The organism is Blastococcus sp. LR1 (assembly GCF_020166105.1).
Classification (GTDB): domain Bacteria; phylum Actinomycetota; class Actinomycetes; order Mycobacteriales; family Geodermatophilaceae; genus Blastococcus.
In genome coordinates, this window is record NZ_JAIUJY010000003.1 from 342641 (window position 1) to 358977 (window position 16337).

Annotated in this window: 15 protein-coding genes; 6 read left to right on the top strand and 9 right to left on the bottom strand. The window is 75.1% G+C overall.

The features are described 5' to 3' along the window. Window positions 1-52: 52 nt before the first annotated feature. The 5 genes from LBW97_RS10400 to uraD are packed head-to-tail and all read right to left on the bottom strand — an operon-like array spanning window position 53 to window position 5667. Entirely contained in the window at window positions 53-2695 is a 2643-nt protein-coding gene (locus tag LBW97_RS10400) for a molybdopterin-dependent oxidoreductase (protein WP_224499354.1), read from the bottom strand. Then, a complete protein-coding gene (locus LBW97_RS10405) occupies window positions 2692-3486 on the bottom strand; it encodes a xanthine dehydrogenase family protein subunit M (RefSeq protein ID WP_224499355.1) in 795 nt (264 codons plus the stop codon). The genes LBW97_RS10400 and LBW97_RS10405 overlap by 4 nt, the downstream gene beginning before the upstream one ends. Next, window positions 3486-4838, bottom strand: coding sequence for an 8-oxoguanine deaminase (locus LBW97_RS10410; protein WP_224499356.1), 1353 nt, complete (start codon window positions 4836-4838; stop codon window positions 3486-3488). Before LBW97_RS10410 ends, LBW97_RS10405 begins: the two co-directional genes overlap by 1 nt. Then, window positions 4838-5149: a hydroxyisourate hydrolase gene (gene uraH, locus LBW97_RS10415; RefSeq protein ID WP_224499357.1), complete on the bottom strand. Its 312-nt coding sequence runs from the start codon at window positions 5147-5149 to the stop codon at window positions 4838-4840. Before uraH ends, LBW97_RS10410 begins: the two co-directional genes overlap by 1 nt. Continuing rightward, window positions 5146-5667, bottom strand: coding sequence for a 2-oxo-4-hydroxy-4-carboxy-5-ureidoimidazoline decarboxylase (gene uraD, locus LBW97_RS10420; RefSeq protein WP_224499358.1), 522 nt, complete (start codon window positions 5665-5667; stop codon window positions 5146-5148). The genes uraH and uraD overlap by 4 nt, the downstream gene beginning before the upstream one ends. A gap of 133 nt (window positions 5668-5800) precedes the next feature. Here uraD and allB point away from each other — a divergent pair, with 133 nt between their 5' ends. From allB to LBW97_RS10440, 4 genes are read left to right on the top strand one after another with little or no spacing between them, the layout of a single operon-like run. After that, window positions 5801-7141 carry an allantoinase AllB gene (gene allB, locus LBW97_RS10425; RefSeq protein WP_224499359.1) on the top strand — a complete coding sequence of 447 codons (1341 nt, stop codon included), beginning with the start codon at window positions 5801-5803 and terminating at the stop codon, window positions 7139-7141. Beyond that, window positions 7138-8196 carry an allantoicase gene (gene alc, locus LBW97_RS10430; RefSeq protein ID WP_224499360.1) on the top strand — a complete coding sequence of 353 codons (1059 nt, stop codon included), beginning with the start codon at window positions 7138-7140 and terminating at the stop codon, window positions 8194-8196. The genes allB and alc overlap by 4 nt, the downstream gene beginning before the upstream one ends. A 4-nt stretch (window positions 8197-8200) precedes the next feature. Further along, window positions 8201-9403: an aldolase/citrate lyase family protein gene (locus LBW97_RS10435; RefSeq protein WP_224499361.1), complete on the top strand. Its 1203-nt coding sequence runs from the start codon at window positions 8201-8203 to the stop codon at window positions 9401-9403. Between the two features lie 13 nt (window positions 9404-9416). Further along, window positions 9417-11561: a malate synthase G gene (locus tag LBW97_RS10440; RefSeq protein ID WP_224499362.1), complete on the top strand. Its 2145-nt coding sequence runs from the start codon at window positions 9417-9419 to the stop codon at window positions 11559-11561. 2 nt (window positions 11562-11563) lie between these two features. Here LBW97_RS10440 and LBW97_RS10445 read toward each other — a convergent pair whose 3' ends face one another. Then, entirely contained in the window at window positions 11564-12766 is a 1203-nt protein-coding gene (locus LBW97_RS10445) for an MFS transporter (RefSeq protein WP_224499363.1), read from the bottom strand. Between the two features lie 76 nt (window positions 12767-12842). On the opposite strand from LBW97_RS10445, the gene LBW97_RS10450 reads away from it, so the two are divergent. Next, the gene (locus tag LBW97_RS10450; protein WP_224499364.1) at window positions 12843-13685 is read left to right on the top strand and encodes a patatin-like phospholipase family protein; all 843 of its coding nucleotides are present in this window, start codon (window positions 12843-12845) and stop codon (window positions 13683-13685) included. Window position 13686: 1 nt separating this feature from the next. Next, window positions 13687-14709, top strand: coding sequence for a lysophospholipid acyltransferase family protein (locus tag LBW97_RS10455; RefSeq protein ID WP_224499365.1), 1023 nt, complete (start codon window positions 13687-13689; stop codon window positions 14707-14709). Window positions 14710-14719: 10 nt separating this feature from the next. Here LBW97_RS10455 and LBW97_RS10460 read toward each other — a convergent pair whose 3' ends face one another. The 3 genes from LBW97_RS10460 to LBW97_RS10470 all read right to left on the bottom strand — a co-directional run bounded on the left by LBW97_RS10460 (window position 14720) and on the right by LBW97_RS10470 (window position 16167). Next, window positions 14720-14995 carry an STAS domain-containing protein gene (locus LBW97_RS10460; protein ID WP_224499366.1) on the bottom strand — a complete coding sequence of 92 codons (276 nt, stop codon included), beginning with the start codon at window positions 14993-14995 and terminating at the stop codon, window positions 14720-14722. A gap of 29 nt (window positions 14996-15024) precedes the next feature. Next, on the bottom strand, window positions 15025-15432 hold the full coding sequence (locus LBW97_RS10465) for a four-helix bundle copper-binding protein (protein WP_224499367.1): 408 nt from the start codon (window positions 15430-15432) through the stop codon (window positions 15025-15027). A 126-nt stretch (window positions 15433-15558) separates the two neighbouring features. Further along, window positions 15559-16167, bottom strand: a complete 609-nt coding sequence (locus tag LBW97_RS10470; protein WP_224499368.1) for a DUF305 domain-containing protein — start codon at window positions 16165-16167, stop codon at window positions 15559-15561. Window positions 16168-16337 lie beyond the last annotated feature (170 nt).

Here is a 16337-nt window from a genome sequence, read left to right on the forward strand (position 1 = left end):
GTCGCGTGTCCTCTCCTGGCGGTGGTGCCGGCCGTTCGTCGCCGGCGGTGGGTCAGTGCGTCTGGTGCTGGAGCCGTTCGGCCCGCAGCGCGGCGTGCACCCGGTCGGCGGTGAACGGCAGCCGGGTGAGCCGGACACCGGTGGCGTCGCGGACCGCGTTGCCCAGCGCCGGGGCCACCGGGTTGAACGGCGCCTCGCTCATCGGCTTGGCGCCCAGCGGCCCGAGCGGGTCGTCGGTGCGGGCGAAGAAGACCTCCGTCGCCGGCACGTCGCCGAGCGCGGGGACGTGGTAGTTCCGCAGCGTGCGGGTGGTGACCTGCCCGGTGCCGTCGACGTCCACGTGCTCGTGCAGAGCAGCCCCCAACGCCTGCGTCGCGCCGCCCTCCACCTGCCCGCGCAGCTGCCGCGGGTTGAGAACGGTTCCGGCGTCGACCGCCTGCACGCTCTGCAGCACCCGGATCTCGCCGGTCTCCGCGCGCACCGCCACCCGCAGGCCGTGGACGGCGAAGGCGACCGTGCGGGGGGTGCCGTCGGCCCGGCCCTCGGTCTCCAGCCGCCCCTCGGCGCCGCTCTCGACGAGCGCGGCCATCGCCTGGGCGGCGCGCAGGGTCGCCGCCCCCGCGACCATCGTGCCGGTGGAGCCGAAGGCACCGGTGTCGTGCCCGGTCAGCGCGGTGTCGGAGGAGACGACGCGGATCGCGTCGGCCGTCGTGCCGAGCCCCGCGGCGGCTAGCTGGGCGTGCACGGTGGTCGTGCCGTTGCCGAACTCGGCGGTGCCGACGAACAGCGTGTACCCGCCGTCCTCGCCCCGGACGAGGCGGGCGGTGGCGACGTGGCCGCGCGGCGGCGAGCTGTCGAGCATGGTGATCCCGACCCCGCGGCCGGTCGACCAGCCGGGCCCGGTCGGCACGGGCTCGCCGCGGCCGCTGTCCAGGGCCGCCTCGACCAGGTCGAGGCACTCGGTCAGCCCGTAGCTGTGCAGGTCGACGTCCGGATGGCTGCCGGCGATGGAGATCATCGGGTCGCCGGGGTGGACGACGTTGCGCCGGCGCAGCTCCACCGGGTCCAGGCCGAGGCGGCGGGCCAGCTCGTCCAGCGTCGACTCGATGGCGAACGCCGTCTGGCTCATGCCGTAGCCGCGGAACGCCCCGGCCGGCACCGTGTGCGTGTAGGCGGCGACCGCCTCGACGTGCTTGACCGGGCAGTTGTACAGGGCGATCGACTCGCCGCAGGAGTGGAAGAGGACGCCGGCGCCGTGGTTGCCGTAGGCGCCGGTGTTCGACAGCACCCGCACCTCGAGCGCGGTCAGGGCCCCGTCCGCGTCGGCCCCGGCCCGCACGGTGATCTCCATGGGGTGCCGGGTGGAGGTCGCGATGAACTGCTCCTCGCGGGTGAACTCGAGCTGGACCGGGCGGCCGGTGCGCAGCGCGGCGAGGGTGACGACGTCCTCGGTGAACATCTCCTGCTTGCCGCCGAACCCGCCACCGACCCGGCCGCTGACCACCCGGACGGCGTCGCGGGGGAGGTCGAAGAGCCGGCACAGCGCGTCCCGGGTCAGGAAGGGCACCTGGGTGCTGCTCCGGACGACGACGCCCTCGCCCTCGGGCCAGGCGATCGCGGCGTGCGTCTCCAGCGCCACGTGCTGGACCCGCTGGACGCCGAAGGAGAGCTCGACGGTCTCCGCGGCCCGGGCGAGGCCGGCGTCGAGGTCGCCGATCCGGCTGGAGATGTGCGCGGCCATGTTCTGCGCGGGGTCGTGGATGCGGCGGGCCAGCGCCTCGGCGACGTCGGCCTTGTCGCCGTGCACGAGGGGCGCACCCGGGGCGATCGCCGCCCGCGGGTCGAACACGGCGGGCAGCACGTCGTAGTCCACGACCAGACGGCGGCAGCCCTCCTCGGCCGCGGCCCGGGTCTCCGCGACCACCGCGGCCACCCGTTGTCCGGCGAAGCGCACGGTCCGGTCGAACAGGAGCGTGTCGTCCGGGTCGTCCTCGCGGTTCTCGTGCCGCGCGGTGGAGTAGGCGACGTCGGGGGAGTCCTGCCAGGTCAGCACGGTGACGACGCCGGGGACGGCGAGGGCCGGGGCTGCGTCGACCGACCGGATCCAGGCCGAGGGGTGCGGCGAGCGGGCCAGCACCGCGTGCAGGGCGCCGGGCACCTCGACGTCCAGGGTGTAGCGGGCCCGGCCGGTGACGACGTCGGGGCCGGCGGGTGCGGGGACGTCGGTCCCGACGGGGCCCTCGGCCGACTGCACCGGAGGGACGGTGCCGCGGAGGGCGTCGGCGATCGGCCGGTAGCCGGTGCACCGGCACAGGTTGCCCTTGAGCGCCTCGGGCAGGTCGTGCGCGTGCTCCTCGGGCAGCGCGGCGGCGGTCATGACCATCCCGGCGGTGCAGAACCCGCACTGGAACGCCTGGCCCTGCAGGAAGCAGCGCTGCACGGGATGGAGGTCGTCTCCGGCCGCCGCCTCCGACCCCGAGAGCCCCTCGATCGTGGTGACCTCGTGGCCGACGGCGCGGCGGGCTGGATAGATGCAGCTGTGCACCGGCTGCCCGTCGACGTGCACGGTGCAGGCGCCGCAGTCCCCGGTGTCGCAGCCCTTCTTCACGCCGAACCAGCCCTGCTCGCGCAGGTGGGTGCGCAGGCACTGGCCGGGGGCGGGCTCGTGCTCGGCGGGGCGTCCGTTGACGTTCATCGGGCCAGCTCCGCGCGCACGTCCTCGGCGAGCAGCCCGGTCATGTGCGCCCGCCAGGCCGGCAGTCCGTGCACGTCGTCGTGCCACGGGAGGGCGGCGGCGTCGAGCGCGGCGGCGAGCTCCTCGGCGTCCGGCAGCCGGTCGAAGCGCAGCTGCACCGGCCGCACGGTCGCGGCGGTCACGGTGAGCACCGCGCCGGCGCCGTCGCGGCGGCCGATCACCAGTGCGGCGGAGCGGCCGTGCGGGCTCAGCGAGGTGCGGCGGAACGCCATTTCGCTGCGCAGCGCGGACGCCGGCAGGTGCACCGAGCGCAGCAGCTCACCGGGGCGCAGCACGTTCGTGCCGTTGCCGGTGACGAATTCCGACGCCCGGACCGACCGCTGCGTGCCGTCGGCGGCCCACAGCGTGCAGACGCCGTCGAGCGCGGCGGCCAGCGCCGTCATCGGGCCGGCCGGCAGCGCGAGGCAGAGGTTGCCGCCGACGGTGGCCAGCGAGCGCACCTTGAACGAGCCGAGCAGGGCCTCGCAGCACCGACGGAACAGGGCGGCGGCCGGCCACTCCGCGGGAGCTGCGTACCGGGCGAGCTCGGTCAGCGTGCAGGTGGCGGCGATCTCCAGGCCGTCGTCGCCGGCGGTGAGCGGCGGCCAGCCGAAGGCCTGCAGGTCCAGCAGCCGGCGCAGCTGCGGCTGCGGCTCGGAGAAGAGCCAGGTGCCGCCGGCCAGCCAGGCGTCGCCGGGCTGCCACTCGCCGAGGGCGGCGGGCGCGAACTCCTCGACGGTGCCGAGGTCCATCAGCGCTCGCCCCGCATCGCGGCCGCCGAGCGGGCGACGCCGGCGGCGAGCTCGTCGGGGTCGGCGGTGCACAGCCGGCCCCCGGCGACGACCTCCCGGCCGCCGACGTACAGCCGGTCCAGCGCCGGGGCGCCGAGGACCAGCGTCGCGACCGGGTCGGCGATCCCGGCGCCGGCCAGCCCGTCGACCCGCCAGACGGCGAGGTCGGCGAGCTTGCCCGGCTCCAGCGAGCCGATCTCGTCCTGGCGGCCCAGGCACTGCGCGCCGCCCATCGTCGCCATCCGCAGCGACTCCCGGGCGGTCAGCGCCTGCGGGCCACCGGCGGCGCGGGCTACCAGCAGCGACTGGTGCAGCTCGTCCACCATCCGGCCGGACTCGTTGGACGCCGAGCCGTCGACGCCCAGGCCCACCGGCGCGCCGGCGTCCAGCAGCCGTCGGACCGGGGCGATGCCCGCGCCGAGCCGGCCGTTCGACGTCGGGCAGTGCGCCACGCCGGTGCCGGTCGTGGCCAGCCGGGCGACGGCGTCGGGGGAGAGGTGCACGCCGTGGGCGAGCCAGACGTCGGGGCCGAGCCAGCCCAGGTCCTCGGCGTACTCCGCGGGAGTGCGGCCGTAGGTCTCCCGGCAGAAGTCGTCCTCGTCGGTCGTCTCGGCGAGGTGGGTGTGCAGCCGGACGCCGCGCCGGCGGGCGAGCGCGGCGGACTCGCGCATCAGCTGCTCGGTGACGGAGAACGGGGAGCACGGTGCCACCGCGATCCGCACCATCGCGTCGGACGCCGGGTCGTGCCAGCGGTCGATCGCCGCCTCGGTCGCGGCCAGGATCGTGTCCAGGTCCTCCACGACGGAGTCCGGCGGCAGACCTCCGGCCGACTGCCCGAGGTCCATCGAGCCGCGGCACGGATGGAAGCGCAGCCCGATCCGCGTCGCGGCCGAGATCTCCGCCTCGAGCAGGTCGCCGCCGTCGGTGGGGAAGACGTACTGGTGGTCGGTGGAGGTGGTGCAGCCCGACAGCGCCAGCCAGGCCAGGTTGCCCGAGGCGCCGTCGTACAGCCGCTCGGCGTCCAGCCGCGCCCACACCGGATAGAGCTCGGTGAGCCAGCCGAAGAGCGTGGCGTCGGGGGCGTAGCCGCGGGTCAGCCACTGGTAGAGGTGGTGATGGGTGTTGACCAGGCCCGGGGTGACCAGGCAGCCGGCGGCGTCGACCCGGGTGGCGTCGGGTGCGGCGTACTGCGGCGGGGCCGAGCCCGGGCCGACGGCGACGATGCGCCCGGCGTCGAGGACGACGTGTCCGCTCGCGTGCTCGGTGCCCGCGGCGTCCACGGTCGCGATCGCGGCGTTCTCCAGGATGATCATCAGCTGCCCCGGTAGGTCGAGTAGGCGAAGGGGCTGAGCGCCAGCGGCACGTGGACGTGCGCCGCCGGGTCGGTGATGCGGAAGGCGACGACGACCTCCGGGTAGAAGGCGTCCTCCCCGGCGGATCCGGCGACGTCGAAGGTCAGGCGATAGACGCCGGCCGGGAGGTCGCCGGCGAGGTCGGGCACCCGGCCGTCGGCGTCGGTGACGCGGTCGGCGACCACGTCGCCGTCCCCGGACGCCAGCCGGACGGCCATGCCCCGGACCGGACGGCCGACAGCGGTGTCGAGGACGTGCGTGGAGATGCTCATACCAGTGCCTTCGCCAGTCGGAGTTCCACGATCGCGGCCAGCTCGCGGCGGACGACGTCGTGCTCGGTGTCGGGGTCGTGCGCCAGCCGGGCGGTCGCGTCCGCGAGCAGCTCCTCGGCGGTGCGACCGGTGGCGCAGACCAGGTAGACGTGCCCGAACCGCTCCTCGTAGGCGACGTTGGCCCGGCGCAGCGCATCCTGCGTTCCCGCCGGTGCGGCCGACGCGCCCGACTGCTCCTGGCGGGACCAGGCCGCCTCGCGGTCGGCGCCCGCCGCGCGCTCGCCGATCCGGGGGTGCGCGGCGAGCGCCTGCTCGACGTCGGGCCAGGGCAGCGCCAGGACGGCGTCGCGGCCGACGGCGGTGAGCCGCGCGAGGTCGCCGTAGGGACGGCCGGCCAGCAGCTGGGCCACCCAGCGGTCGCTGGCACAGCAGGCGCGCAGCACCGCGGCGGCGTCGGCCTCCGGCGCGGAGTCCAGCGCCTCCAGGGGGAGGGATGCGGTCATTCCGATCTCGCTCATCGGCGGGGACGCTAACGCCGATTCGTTGCCGGTTGGTTGCTCACGTTTCCGCCGCGTTTCGCCGCCCCGGCGCGGCGGGACGGCGTCGGCCGGGATGCCAGGATGACCGCCCTGACCCCCTGGAAGGAGTGCCGTGCCCGACGCCGAGTTCGCCCTGGAGGCGCGCCGCATCGTCGTCCCCGGAGGTGAGCGGTCCGGAGCCGTGACCGTCTCCGGCGGCCGGATCACCGCGATCTCCGACGAGCCTCCGGCCGGGGTGCGCACCGTGCGCCTCGACCCCGACTGCGTGCTGCTGCCCGGCCTGGTCGACAGCCACGTGCACGTCAACGAGCCGGGCCGGACGGAGTGGGAGGGGTTCGCGACGGCGACCGCCGCGGCCGCCGCGGGCGGCGTCACGACGATCGTCGACATGCCGCTCAACAGCATTCCGGCGACCGTCGACGTCGCGGCGCTGGAGACCAAGCGGGCGGCGACCGCGGGCAAGCTCGGCGTCGACGTCGCGTTCTGGGGCGGCGCCGTGCCCGGCAACGCCGGCGACCTCGGCCCGCTGCACGCCGCCGGGGTCGTGGGCGTGAAGTGCTTCCTGCTGCCGTCGGGGGTCGACGAGTTCCCGCCGCTGGGCCCCGCGGAGCTCCGGGCAGCCATGACGGCGGTCGCGGCGGTCGGCGGGCTGCTCATCGCGCATGCCGAGGACCCCGACGTCATCGACACCGCGCCGGCGCCGGACCGGACCTACGGCTCCTTCCTCCGCTCCCGGCCGCCGGTGGCCGAGACCCGGGCGCTGGAACTGCTGATCGCGACCGCGCGGGAGACCGGCTGCCGGGTCCACGTGGTGCACGTGTCGGCCGGCGAGGGCCTGGACCTGATCGCGGCGGCCAAGGCCGAGGGGCTGCCGGTCACCGCGGAGACCTGCCCGCACTACCTGGTGCTCACGGCGGAGGAGGTGCCCGACGGGGCCACCCAGTTCAAGTGCTGCCCGCCGATCCGCGGAGCGGCGAACCGCGACCGGCTCTGGCAGGGCCTGGCCGACGGGACGATCGGCTGCGTGGTGTCCGACCACTCGCCGTGCACCGCGGAGGCCAAGCGGCTCGACGTCGGCGACTTCGACCTCGCCTGGGGCGGCATCGCCTCGCTCCAGCTCGGCCTGCCGCTGGTGTGGACCGAGGCCGCGCGGCGCGGGTTCGCCCCTGCCGACGTCGTCCGCTGGATGGCGGGCGCGCCGGCGGCACTCACCGGCCTGACCGACCGGGGGGCGATCGAGGTGGGGCGGCAGGCGGACTTCTGCGTGCTCGCGCCGGACGAGAGCTTCGTGGTGGACGTGGCGGCGCTGCGGCACCGGAACCCGGTGACGCCGTACGCGGGGCGGGAGCTGCGCGGCGTCGTCCGCAGCACCTGGCTGCGCGGCGAGCCGGTGTACGACGTGAGCGACCCCGGCCGGGTGCCCCGGACCGGGCGGACCGTGGTGCCGGCGTGAACGCCGGAGGAGACGAGGTCAGGGTGGACGAGTCGCTGAGGTCGCTGCCGGACGTGGCCGGCCGGGCGCTGGGCGGCAGCGTGGTGTGGTGCAACGACGAGTTCTTCGCCGACGTGCACGCGCTGATCACCGCGGCGCCGCCGACGCACGACCTGTCGGCCTACGCCGCGCGCGGCAAGGTCTACGACGGCTGGGAGACCCGACGCCGGCGCACACCCGGCGACGACGAGGCCATCGTCCGGCTCGCCGCTCCCGCCCTGGTGCGCTCGGTGGTCGTGGACACCGCGTTCTTCCGGGGCAACTTCCCGGAGGCCGCCGCGATCGACGGCGTGGCGCTGCTCGGCCATCCCGGCGCCGACCAGCTCCGGAACGCCGCCTGGCAACCGCTCGTCGACTGGACCCCGCTGCAGGGCGACGCCCTGAACGTGCTGCCGGTCGACGGGCCAGAGCGGCTGGTCACGCACGTCCGGCTGCGGATCCGCCCCGACGGCGGCGTCGCGCGGCTGCGGGTGCTCGGCGAGGTGGTGTCCGATCCGCGCTGGCTCGGTGGCCGGCCGGATCTCGCCGCCACGCTCACCGGCGGTCGGGTGCTCGACTGCAGCAACATGTTCTATTCGTCGCCGGCGAACGTGCTGGCTCCCGGGCGGGCCACCGTGATGAGCGACGGCTGGGAGACCGCTCGCCGCCGGGGGCCGGGCAACGACTGGCTCGAGGTCGCGCTCGCCGTTCCCGGTCTGCTGCACGACGTGGTCGTCGACACCACCCGGTTCGTCGGCAACGCACCGGGCTGGGCCCGGCTCTCCGACGCCGGCACCGGCCGCGAGCTGCTGCCCCGCACGGCGCTGGTCCCCGACACCGTGCACCGGTTCCGGCTGCTGCCCGGCGAGCCGGTGAGCGCCGTCCGGCTGGACATCTATCCCGACGGCGGGGTCTCCCGCTTCCACGTGCACGGCGAGGTGGCGCCGGAGGTCCGCGCCGCGGCCGCCGACCGCTGGCTGTCGCTGCTGCCGCCCGACGAGGCCGCCCGGGTGCACCCGGACGAGCTCCGAGGCTGAGCCGATGCGAACCGACGCCCTGCTCGCCTCCCTGGACACCGCGCTCGCCGCCGACGACGCGGCCCGGACCGCCCGCTATCCCGGACCGGCGATCGGCCGCCAGCCGGTGCACACCGTCTACGTGCCCGCCGACCGGATCACCGCGGACACGCCTCAGGTCTGGGGCGCGGCCGCCGTCGCGGTGCTGGACGAGCACGGCCCTCTGGCGGAGTTCGCGCCGCTGGAGGAGCGGATCCGCGCGAAGCTCGCCACCGAGCCGATCGAGGACCTCCGCGTCGACGCGGAGGACGGCTACGGCGTCCGGTCCGACGACGACGAGGACCGCGACGTCCGGGCCGCGGCGCAGGCCGTCGGCGCGATGCTTTCCGGACCGGCCGCGCCGCCGTTCGTCGGGCTGCGGCTCAAGTCGCTGGAGGCCGCGACCCGGCGCCGGGGCCTGCGCAGCGCGGAGCTGTTCCTGGACACGCTGCTCGCGGCCGGGCCGCTGCCGCCCGGGTTCCGGTTCACCCTGCCCAAGGTCACCTCGGTGGCCCAGGTCGAGGCGATGGCCGCCGTCTGCGAGGCCCTGGAGCAGGGCTTCGGCGTGTCCGGCCTGCGCTTCGAGATCCAGGTCGAGACGCCGCAGGCGGTGCTCGGAGCCGACGGCCGCGCGCTGGTGGCCCCGATGATCACCGCCGCGTCCGGCCGCTGCGCCGGACTGCACTACGGCACCTACGACTACAGCGCCGCGCTCGGCGTGGCCGCCTCGGAGCAGAGCCTGGAGCACCCGGTCGCCGACCACGCGAAGGCGGTGATGCAGGTGGCCGCCGCCGGCACCGGCGTCCCGGTCTGCGACGGCTCGACCAACGTGTTGCCCGTCGGGGACGCCGCCGCCGTGGAGGCGGCCCGCCGGCTGCACGCCGACCTGGTCACCCGGTCGCTGCGCCGTGGCTTCTACCAGGGCTGGGACCTGCATCCCGGCCAGCTGCCCACCCGGTACGCCGCCACCTTCCGGTTCTTCCGGGACGGGATGCAGGTCGCCGCCGACCGGCTGGTGCGCTGGCTCGACCGCGCCGACTCCGGCGTGCTCGACGAGCCGGCCACCGCCCGTGCGCTGGCCGGCTACCTGGTCCGCGGCCTGGACAGCGGAGCGCTCGACGCCGCCGAGGTCGTCGCGGCCGGCGGACCCGACCGGGCCACGCTCGACCGGCTGCTCACCGCGACCTGACAGGGAGACCACCATGACCGAGGCAACCGGCCTGCGGACCGACCCCGCGCTGCGGAGCTTCGTGGCCGAGGAGCTGCTCCCCGGCCTCGACCTGACGCCGGAGCAGTTCTGGTCCACAGTGGCCGGCCTGCAGGAGCGCTTCGCCGGCCGGGTCGAGGAGCTGCTGCGCCGTCGCGACGAGCTGCAGGAGCAGATCGACGCCTGGCACCGGGAGCACGGCCCGGGCGACGCCGACACGCTCGAGGAGTTCCTCACCGGGATCGGCTACCTGGTGCCCGTCGAGGAGCCGGTGCTGGACGTCCGGGACGTCGATCCTGAGCTGGCGACGGTGCCCGGGCCCCAGTTGGTGGTTCCGGCGACGGTGCCGCGGTACGCGCTCAACGCCGTCAACGCGCGGTGGGGCTCGCTGTACGACGCCCTCTACGGAACCGACGCGCTGCCCCACGACGGCCCCGTGGCCCCGGGCTACGACGAACGCCGCGGCACGCAGGTGGTCGCGGAGGCGGCGCGGCTGCTCGACCGCTTCTTCCCGCTCGCCGAGGGCAGCCACGCCGACGTCGTCGCCCACCGCGTGGCGGACGGCGCACTCGTCCTGGAGACGACGGCGGGCACGACCGCGCTCGCCGATCCGGCGCAGTTCGCCGGGCACCGGGACGACGACGGCCGCCTCGCCGGGGTGCTGCTGCGCCGGCACGGCCTGCACGTCGAGCTGGTTCTCGACCCGGCGACGACGGTGGGCGCTCAGCACCCGGCCGGGCTCGCCGACGTCCTGGTGGAGTCCGCGGTCAGCACGATCGTCGACCTGGAGGACTCCGTCGCCACGGTCGACGGCCCGGACAAGGTGGGCGCCTACCGGACGTGGCTGGGGCTCCGGACCGGCGAGCTGACCGCCACCTTCGCCAAGGACGGCGGCACCGTGACCCGCACGATCGCCGGGGACCGCGTCTACGTCGGCCGCGACGGCGCGGAGTTCGTCCTGCCCGGGCGCTCGCTGCTGCTGGTGCGGCACGTCGGGCACCACCTGCGGCTGGACGCGGTCCGCACCGCGGCGGGTGAGCCGCTGCTCGAAGGAGTGCTCGACGCGATGGTGTCGGCGGTGGCCGCGCTGCACGACCTGCGAGGTCGGGGGCGGCACAGCCACACGCGGACCGGCAGCGTCTACGTGGTCAAGCCGAAGATGCACGGGCCCGACGAGGTGGCGCTCACCGTCGAGTTGCTGGCGGCGGTGGAGCAGGCGCTGGGGCTGGCGCCGGCCACGCTCAAGCTCGGGATCATGGACGAGGAGAAGCGCACCTCGGCCAACCTCGAGGCCTGCATCGCCCGCGCGGCCGACCGCGTCGTCTTCGTCAACACAGGCTTCCTGGACCGCACCGGCGACGAGATCCACACGCACGTCGAGGCCGGGCCCGTCGTCGGCAAGGGCGAGCAGCGGTCGCAGCCGTGGTTCGCCGCCTACGAGGACCGCAACGTCGAGGTGGCGCTGCGGGCCGGGTTCCGCGGACGGGCCCAGATCGGCAAGGGGATGTGGGCCAAGCCGGCCGCGATGCGGGAGATGCTCGACACCAAGGGTGCCCATCCCCGCGCGGGGGCCACCACCGCCTGGGTGCCGTCACCGACCGCCGCCACGCTGCACGCGCTGCACTACCTGGAGACCGACGTGCTCGCCGTCCAGGAGGAGCTGTCCCGGCGGCCGCTGACCGACCGGCGACGGCTGCTGCCCCCGCCGGTGCTGCCGGGCGGGGGCGCGGAGCTGACGGCGGAGCAGGTCCGGCACGAGCTGGAGACGAACGCGCAGTCGATCCTCGGCTACGTCGTCCGCTGGATCGGGCTCGGCATCGGCTGCTCGACGGTGCCCGACCTCGACGGGGTGGGGCTGATGGAGGACCGGGCGACGCTGCGGATCTCCAGCCAGCAGCTCGCCAACTGGCTGCACCACGGCCTGGTCGACGAGGCACAGCTGCGCGAGACCTTCGCCCGGATGGCGGTGCTCGTGGACGCGCAGAACGCCCGCGAGCCGGGCTACCGGCCGATGGCCGCGGACCTGGACGGCAGCCCCTCGTTCCAGGCCGCCCTCGACCTGGTCCTCACCGGACGGCGGGAGCCGAACGGCTACACCGAGCGGGTGCTCACCCGGTGGCGGCAGCAGGTGAAGCGCTGACGTCACCCACCTGCCGGCGCCGTCCGGGGCAGTGACAGGGCGGCCAGCAGACCGGCGCCGATGACGACGGCGGTGACGGCGAACGCCCACTGGAACGAGGCGACGTCGGCGAGCCACCCGGCGATCAGCGGCCCGGCGACCGCCCCGAGGTCCGCAGACATCTGGAACACCGCGACCAGCCGGCCGCCGCGCGCCGGGCTGACGTCGGCGACCAGCGCGGCGGGCGCGGCGGAGAGCAGCGAGGCGGCCAGCCCGAAGAGGGCCATGGACGCGAGGAAGACGATCAGCTGCGGAGGGAACACCAGCGCCACGACCGAGACGGTGGCCAGCGCCGAGCCGAGCACCAGCGAGGGCCGCCGTCCCCACTGGTCGACCAGCCGACCCGCGCGGAGCAGGCCCAGCGCCTGCGCCAGCGACCCGGCGAGGAGTCCGGCGCCGGCCCAGGCGACGGTCCGGCCGAGCTCCTCGGTGACGTAGAGAGGAACCAGGGAGTTGCGCACGCCGAAGAGGAACCAGCCGGTGCCCAGGTTGGCGATCAGCGCGGCGAGGTAGGCGCGGTTCCGCATCGCGGTGGCCAGCCGCACCGGCCCGGGATCGAGGTCGGGGCCGGCGGTGGGAGAGGCGCCCTCCGGCCCGGCCGGTGCGGCCCGCAGCAGGACGAGGGCCACGGCGCCCGCCACGAGCAGGAAGCCGGCGTAGAGGAAGAACGGCAGCCGCGGCGAGAGCTCGGCCAGGAGTCCGCCGGCTGCCGGCCCGGCGATGCCGCCGAGGATGAACCCGCCCTGCCAGGTCGCGGCGGCGCGGCCTCGATGGGTCGGCGGCGCCACCCGGAAGAGCAGCGACAGCGCCGCGACCGTGAACATCGCGCTGCCCACGCCGCCGGCTGCGCGCAGCGCCAGGAAGAGCGGGAACGAGCCGGCCAGCCCCGCCAGACCCGTGGTGACGGCGACCAGCCCGAGGCCTGCGGCGAGCACCACCCGCTCGCCGAACCGCTCGACCAGCGAGCCGCCGCCGAACGCCGAGACGAAGCGGAAGAAGGCGAAGGCGCTGACCGCCAGCCCGACCGCGGTCCGGCCGACGCCGAAGTCCCGGGCGAACAGCGGGATGGCCGGGGCGACGATGCCGAAGCCCAGCGCCACGACGAAGGCGACGACCGCGAGGACGCGGACCTCGCGGGGAAGGCCGTCCGGCGGTTCTTGGCGCACGACCCCCGATCGTGCCCGGCCACCTCGACCACGTCGTCGCCGGGTCCCTCACCGCGCTGGATGACACGATGCGGCCATGTCGTCGCCACCGGTACCGGCCACCGACAGCGGCACTGCCTTCGTCCTGGGCGGTGGGGGAGTGCTCGGCGCGGCGGAGGTCGGCATGCTCCGGGCCCTGTTCGAGCGCGGCGTCCGACCCGATCTCGTCGTCGGCACGTCGGTGGGCGCGATCAACGGCGCGCTGGTCGCTGCCGATCCCACGCCGGTCGCGGTCGAGCGGTTGCGCGAGGTGTGGCAGGAGCTGGGGTCCCGGGGCGTCTTCGCCGGATCCGTGCTCGCCCGGGCACGGACGCTGGCGCGCACCCGCACGCACCTGCACCCGCGCGAGCCCTTGCGCGAGCTGCTCGCCGATCACCTGCCGGTGCGGAGCTTCGCCGAGCTGCAGGTTCCGTTCCAGTGCGTGGCCGCCAGCATCGAGCGCGCCGCGGAGCACTGGTTCACCGAGGGGAGCCTGATCGACGCCGTGCTCGCCTCCTCCGCCGTCCCCGGGCTGCTGCCGCCGGTCGAGATCGACGGCGAGCACTACCTGGACGGCGGGCTGGTGCACAGCATCCCGGTCGGCCGGGCGGTGGCGCTCGGAGCCGGCACGATCTACGTGCTGCACGTCGGCCGGATCGATCGTCCGCTGCGCCCGCCGACGCGGCCCTGGGAGGTCGGGGTGGTCGCGTTCGAGATCGCCCGCCGGCACCGGCTGGCCGCGGACCTGGCCGCGCTGCCCGCGGACGTGACCGTGCACGTGCTGCCCTCGGGGAACCTGGTGGGGGCGGGCTCCCTGCGCTACCGCGACTTCTCCGGTGCCGCGGAGCGGATCGATCGCGCGTACGACGCGGCCCGCAGCTACCTGGACGGAGTGATCTGACGTGCTGCCGTCCCGACCCGTCCGACGGGTGACCGGCCCGCTGCTGATCGCCGCGCTGGGCGCGGGCGTGCTGCTGCTGCCCGCGCTCGTCGTCGTGGGCGCGATCGTCTCGGTGTTCCTGCCGGGCCGCTGGCGCGCGCTGCGGCTGCTGGCCTTCGCGTTCGTGTATCTCGCGCTCGAGGTGGTCGGGCTGGTGGCCGCGGGGGTCCTCTGGCTGCGAGCGGGCTTCGGGCGCCGGCTGCGCACCCCGGCGTCCCGGCGGGTGCACTACACCGTGCTGCGCCGGCTGCTGGACGTGATGATGCGCGCGGCACAACGGCTCTTCGCGCTGCGGCTGGTCACCGACGGCGCCTCGTGGTCACCACTGGACGACGGGGTGCCCGGATCGACCAACGCCATGGTCGTGCTCTCCCGGCACGCAGGCCCGGGCGACTCGTTCCTGCTGGTGCACACGCTGATGAACCGCGACCACCTGCGGCAGCCGCGGATCGTGCTCAAGGACGTGCTGCAGCTGGACCCGCTGCTCGACGTCTACCTCAACCGGCTGCCCAACCACTTCGTCCCGTCCGAGCGCGCCGACGGGTACAGCTCCGAGGGCGCGATCGCCGACCTGGCCCGCGGGCTGGGCGAGGAGGACGCGCTGCTGATCTTCCCCGAGGGCGCGAACTTCACCCCGCGGCGCAAGGTCCGGGCGATCGAGCGGCTGCGCGACCGGGGGCTGGCCGCCGCCGTGCGCCGGGCCGAGGCGATGCGGCACGTCCTGCCGCCGAGGCCTGCTGGCGTGTCCGCGGCGCTGGGCGCCGCGCCGCACGCCGACGTCGTCTTCGTGGCGCACACCGGGCTGGAGCACCTGAGCACGGTGCGGGACCTCTGGCGCGGCCTGCCCATGGACAAGACCCTGCACCTGCGGTGGTGGTTCGTCCCGGCCGACGAGGTGCCGCGCGACCGGGACGAGCAGACCGAGTGGCTGTACCGCTGGTGGGAGACGATCGACACCTGGATCGCCACGACCGCCGGCCGCTGACCCTCGTGGCTCAGCCCTCCGCAGGCCCCCGAGGAGCCAGGACGACGACCTTGCCGCCCCGCGCGGCGATGACCGACTGCAGCTGGTCGAGGGCCAGCAGCCCGGCGTCGTCGGTCCCGTGCACGGCCTGCAGGTCGAGGACGACGCGCTCGTGGCCGTCGCGGTGCAGCGTCGCGACGGTCCCGGACAGCAGGTCCGCGGCCTGGACGCTCAGGTGTCCCCGGGCCCGGACCACTCCTGACCGGCCGTCCACCTGCTCGCTGAACGCCGACTTCTCGTGGGTCACTGTTCTCATCTCGTCAGGGGTCGTCCGGGTCAGCCGAGCGAGCTGAGCAGCTCGAGGCAGGCCTGCTCGCACGCGCGGCAGCTCTCCGCGCAGACCCGGCAGTGCTCGTGCATCTGCGCGTGGCCCGAGCACTCGTCGCCGCAGGCCCTGCAGGCCGCGGCGCAGGCCTCGAGGACGGCCCGGGTGAGGGTGGCGTCGTAGCCCGTGCGCCGGGACAGGACCCGGCCGGTGGCCTCGCAGACGTCGGCGCAGTCGAGGTTGGTGCGGATGCACGTCCGGAGCTCAGCGACCATGTCCTCGCTCAGGCAGGCGTCGGCGCAGGCCGTGCACGCCTGGGCGCACTCCACGCACGCCTCGATGCAGGCGCGGAGCTTCTCGCGGTCGATACCGCCGAGGTCCTGCGGATAGGTCTCGAGCATCTGTCCGGCAACGGTCACTGGTCCTCCTCGGTACGGCGTACGGACAGCACTCTTCGTACCGCTGATGCCTGCAGATCCACCGCGGAAAGGGCCTGTGGAGGGCTGATGTCACAGGACTGTCACGTCCTCCGCGTCGTTCCGGCCTCAGCCGCCGGGGCAGTCGCGGAGGGCCTCGGCCGGGAACTCCGGCACCGGCCGTGCGGCTGCTTCCCCGGCGGTGGTGGCCGGACCGTTGCGCTCGATGTCCGCGAGGAGCCACTCCATCTCGCGGATCTCCCGCCGCTGCGCCTCGCTGATCTCCACGGCCAGCCGGCAGACGCGGACGTCGTCGATGGTCGCCCGCTCCGACCGGGTGATGGCCAGCGAGTGGTGCGGGATCATCGCGCTCATCCAGTTGCTGCCGTTCACCGTCACCTGGCTGCGGTCGAGGAACACGCCGCCACCGATCAGCAGGAGGCTCGCCGCCACGATGGCGATGTTGGCCTTCAGGTTCCTGTACATGGTGAGCATCCAGCCGAGCATGACCAGGCCCATGGTGCCGCCCATGGTCAGCGCCATGAAGAGGCGGCTCTCGCTCCAGCGCACGTGGTCCCACACGTAGGTTCCGGCGTACATGACCGCGTACATCACGACCATGCCGGTCAGGATCATGGCGCCGAAGCGCAGGTACATCGCCGTCTGGTGGGACATGCCCTTCTGCTGGCCGTCCCCGGAGGAGTCGTCCTCGGGGTGTGTGTGGGGCTCGGTGGGCACGGGGTGTCTCCGTTCTGTCGCGCCGGTCCCCGGTGGACGCCTGCCGCACGCGGGGTGCCGGTGGACCGCGGAGGGCGCACCGGGCCGGACGGGGCCGGGGCGTACCCCCAGGTCCGGAGGGCGATCCCGTTGTCACAGGACCGTCATGTGATGCATCCATGCCTGGCCGG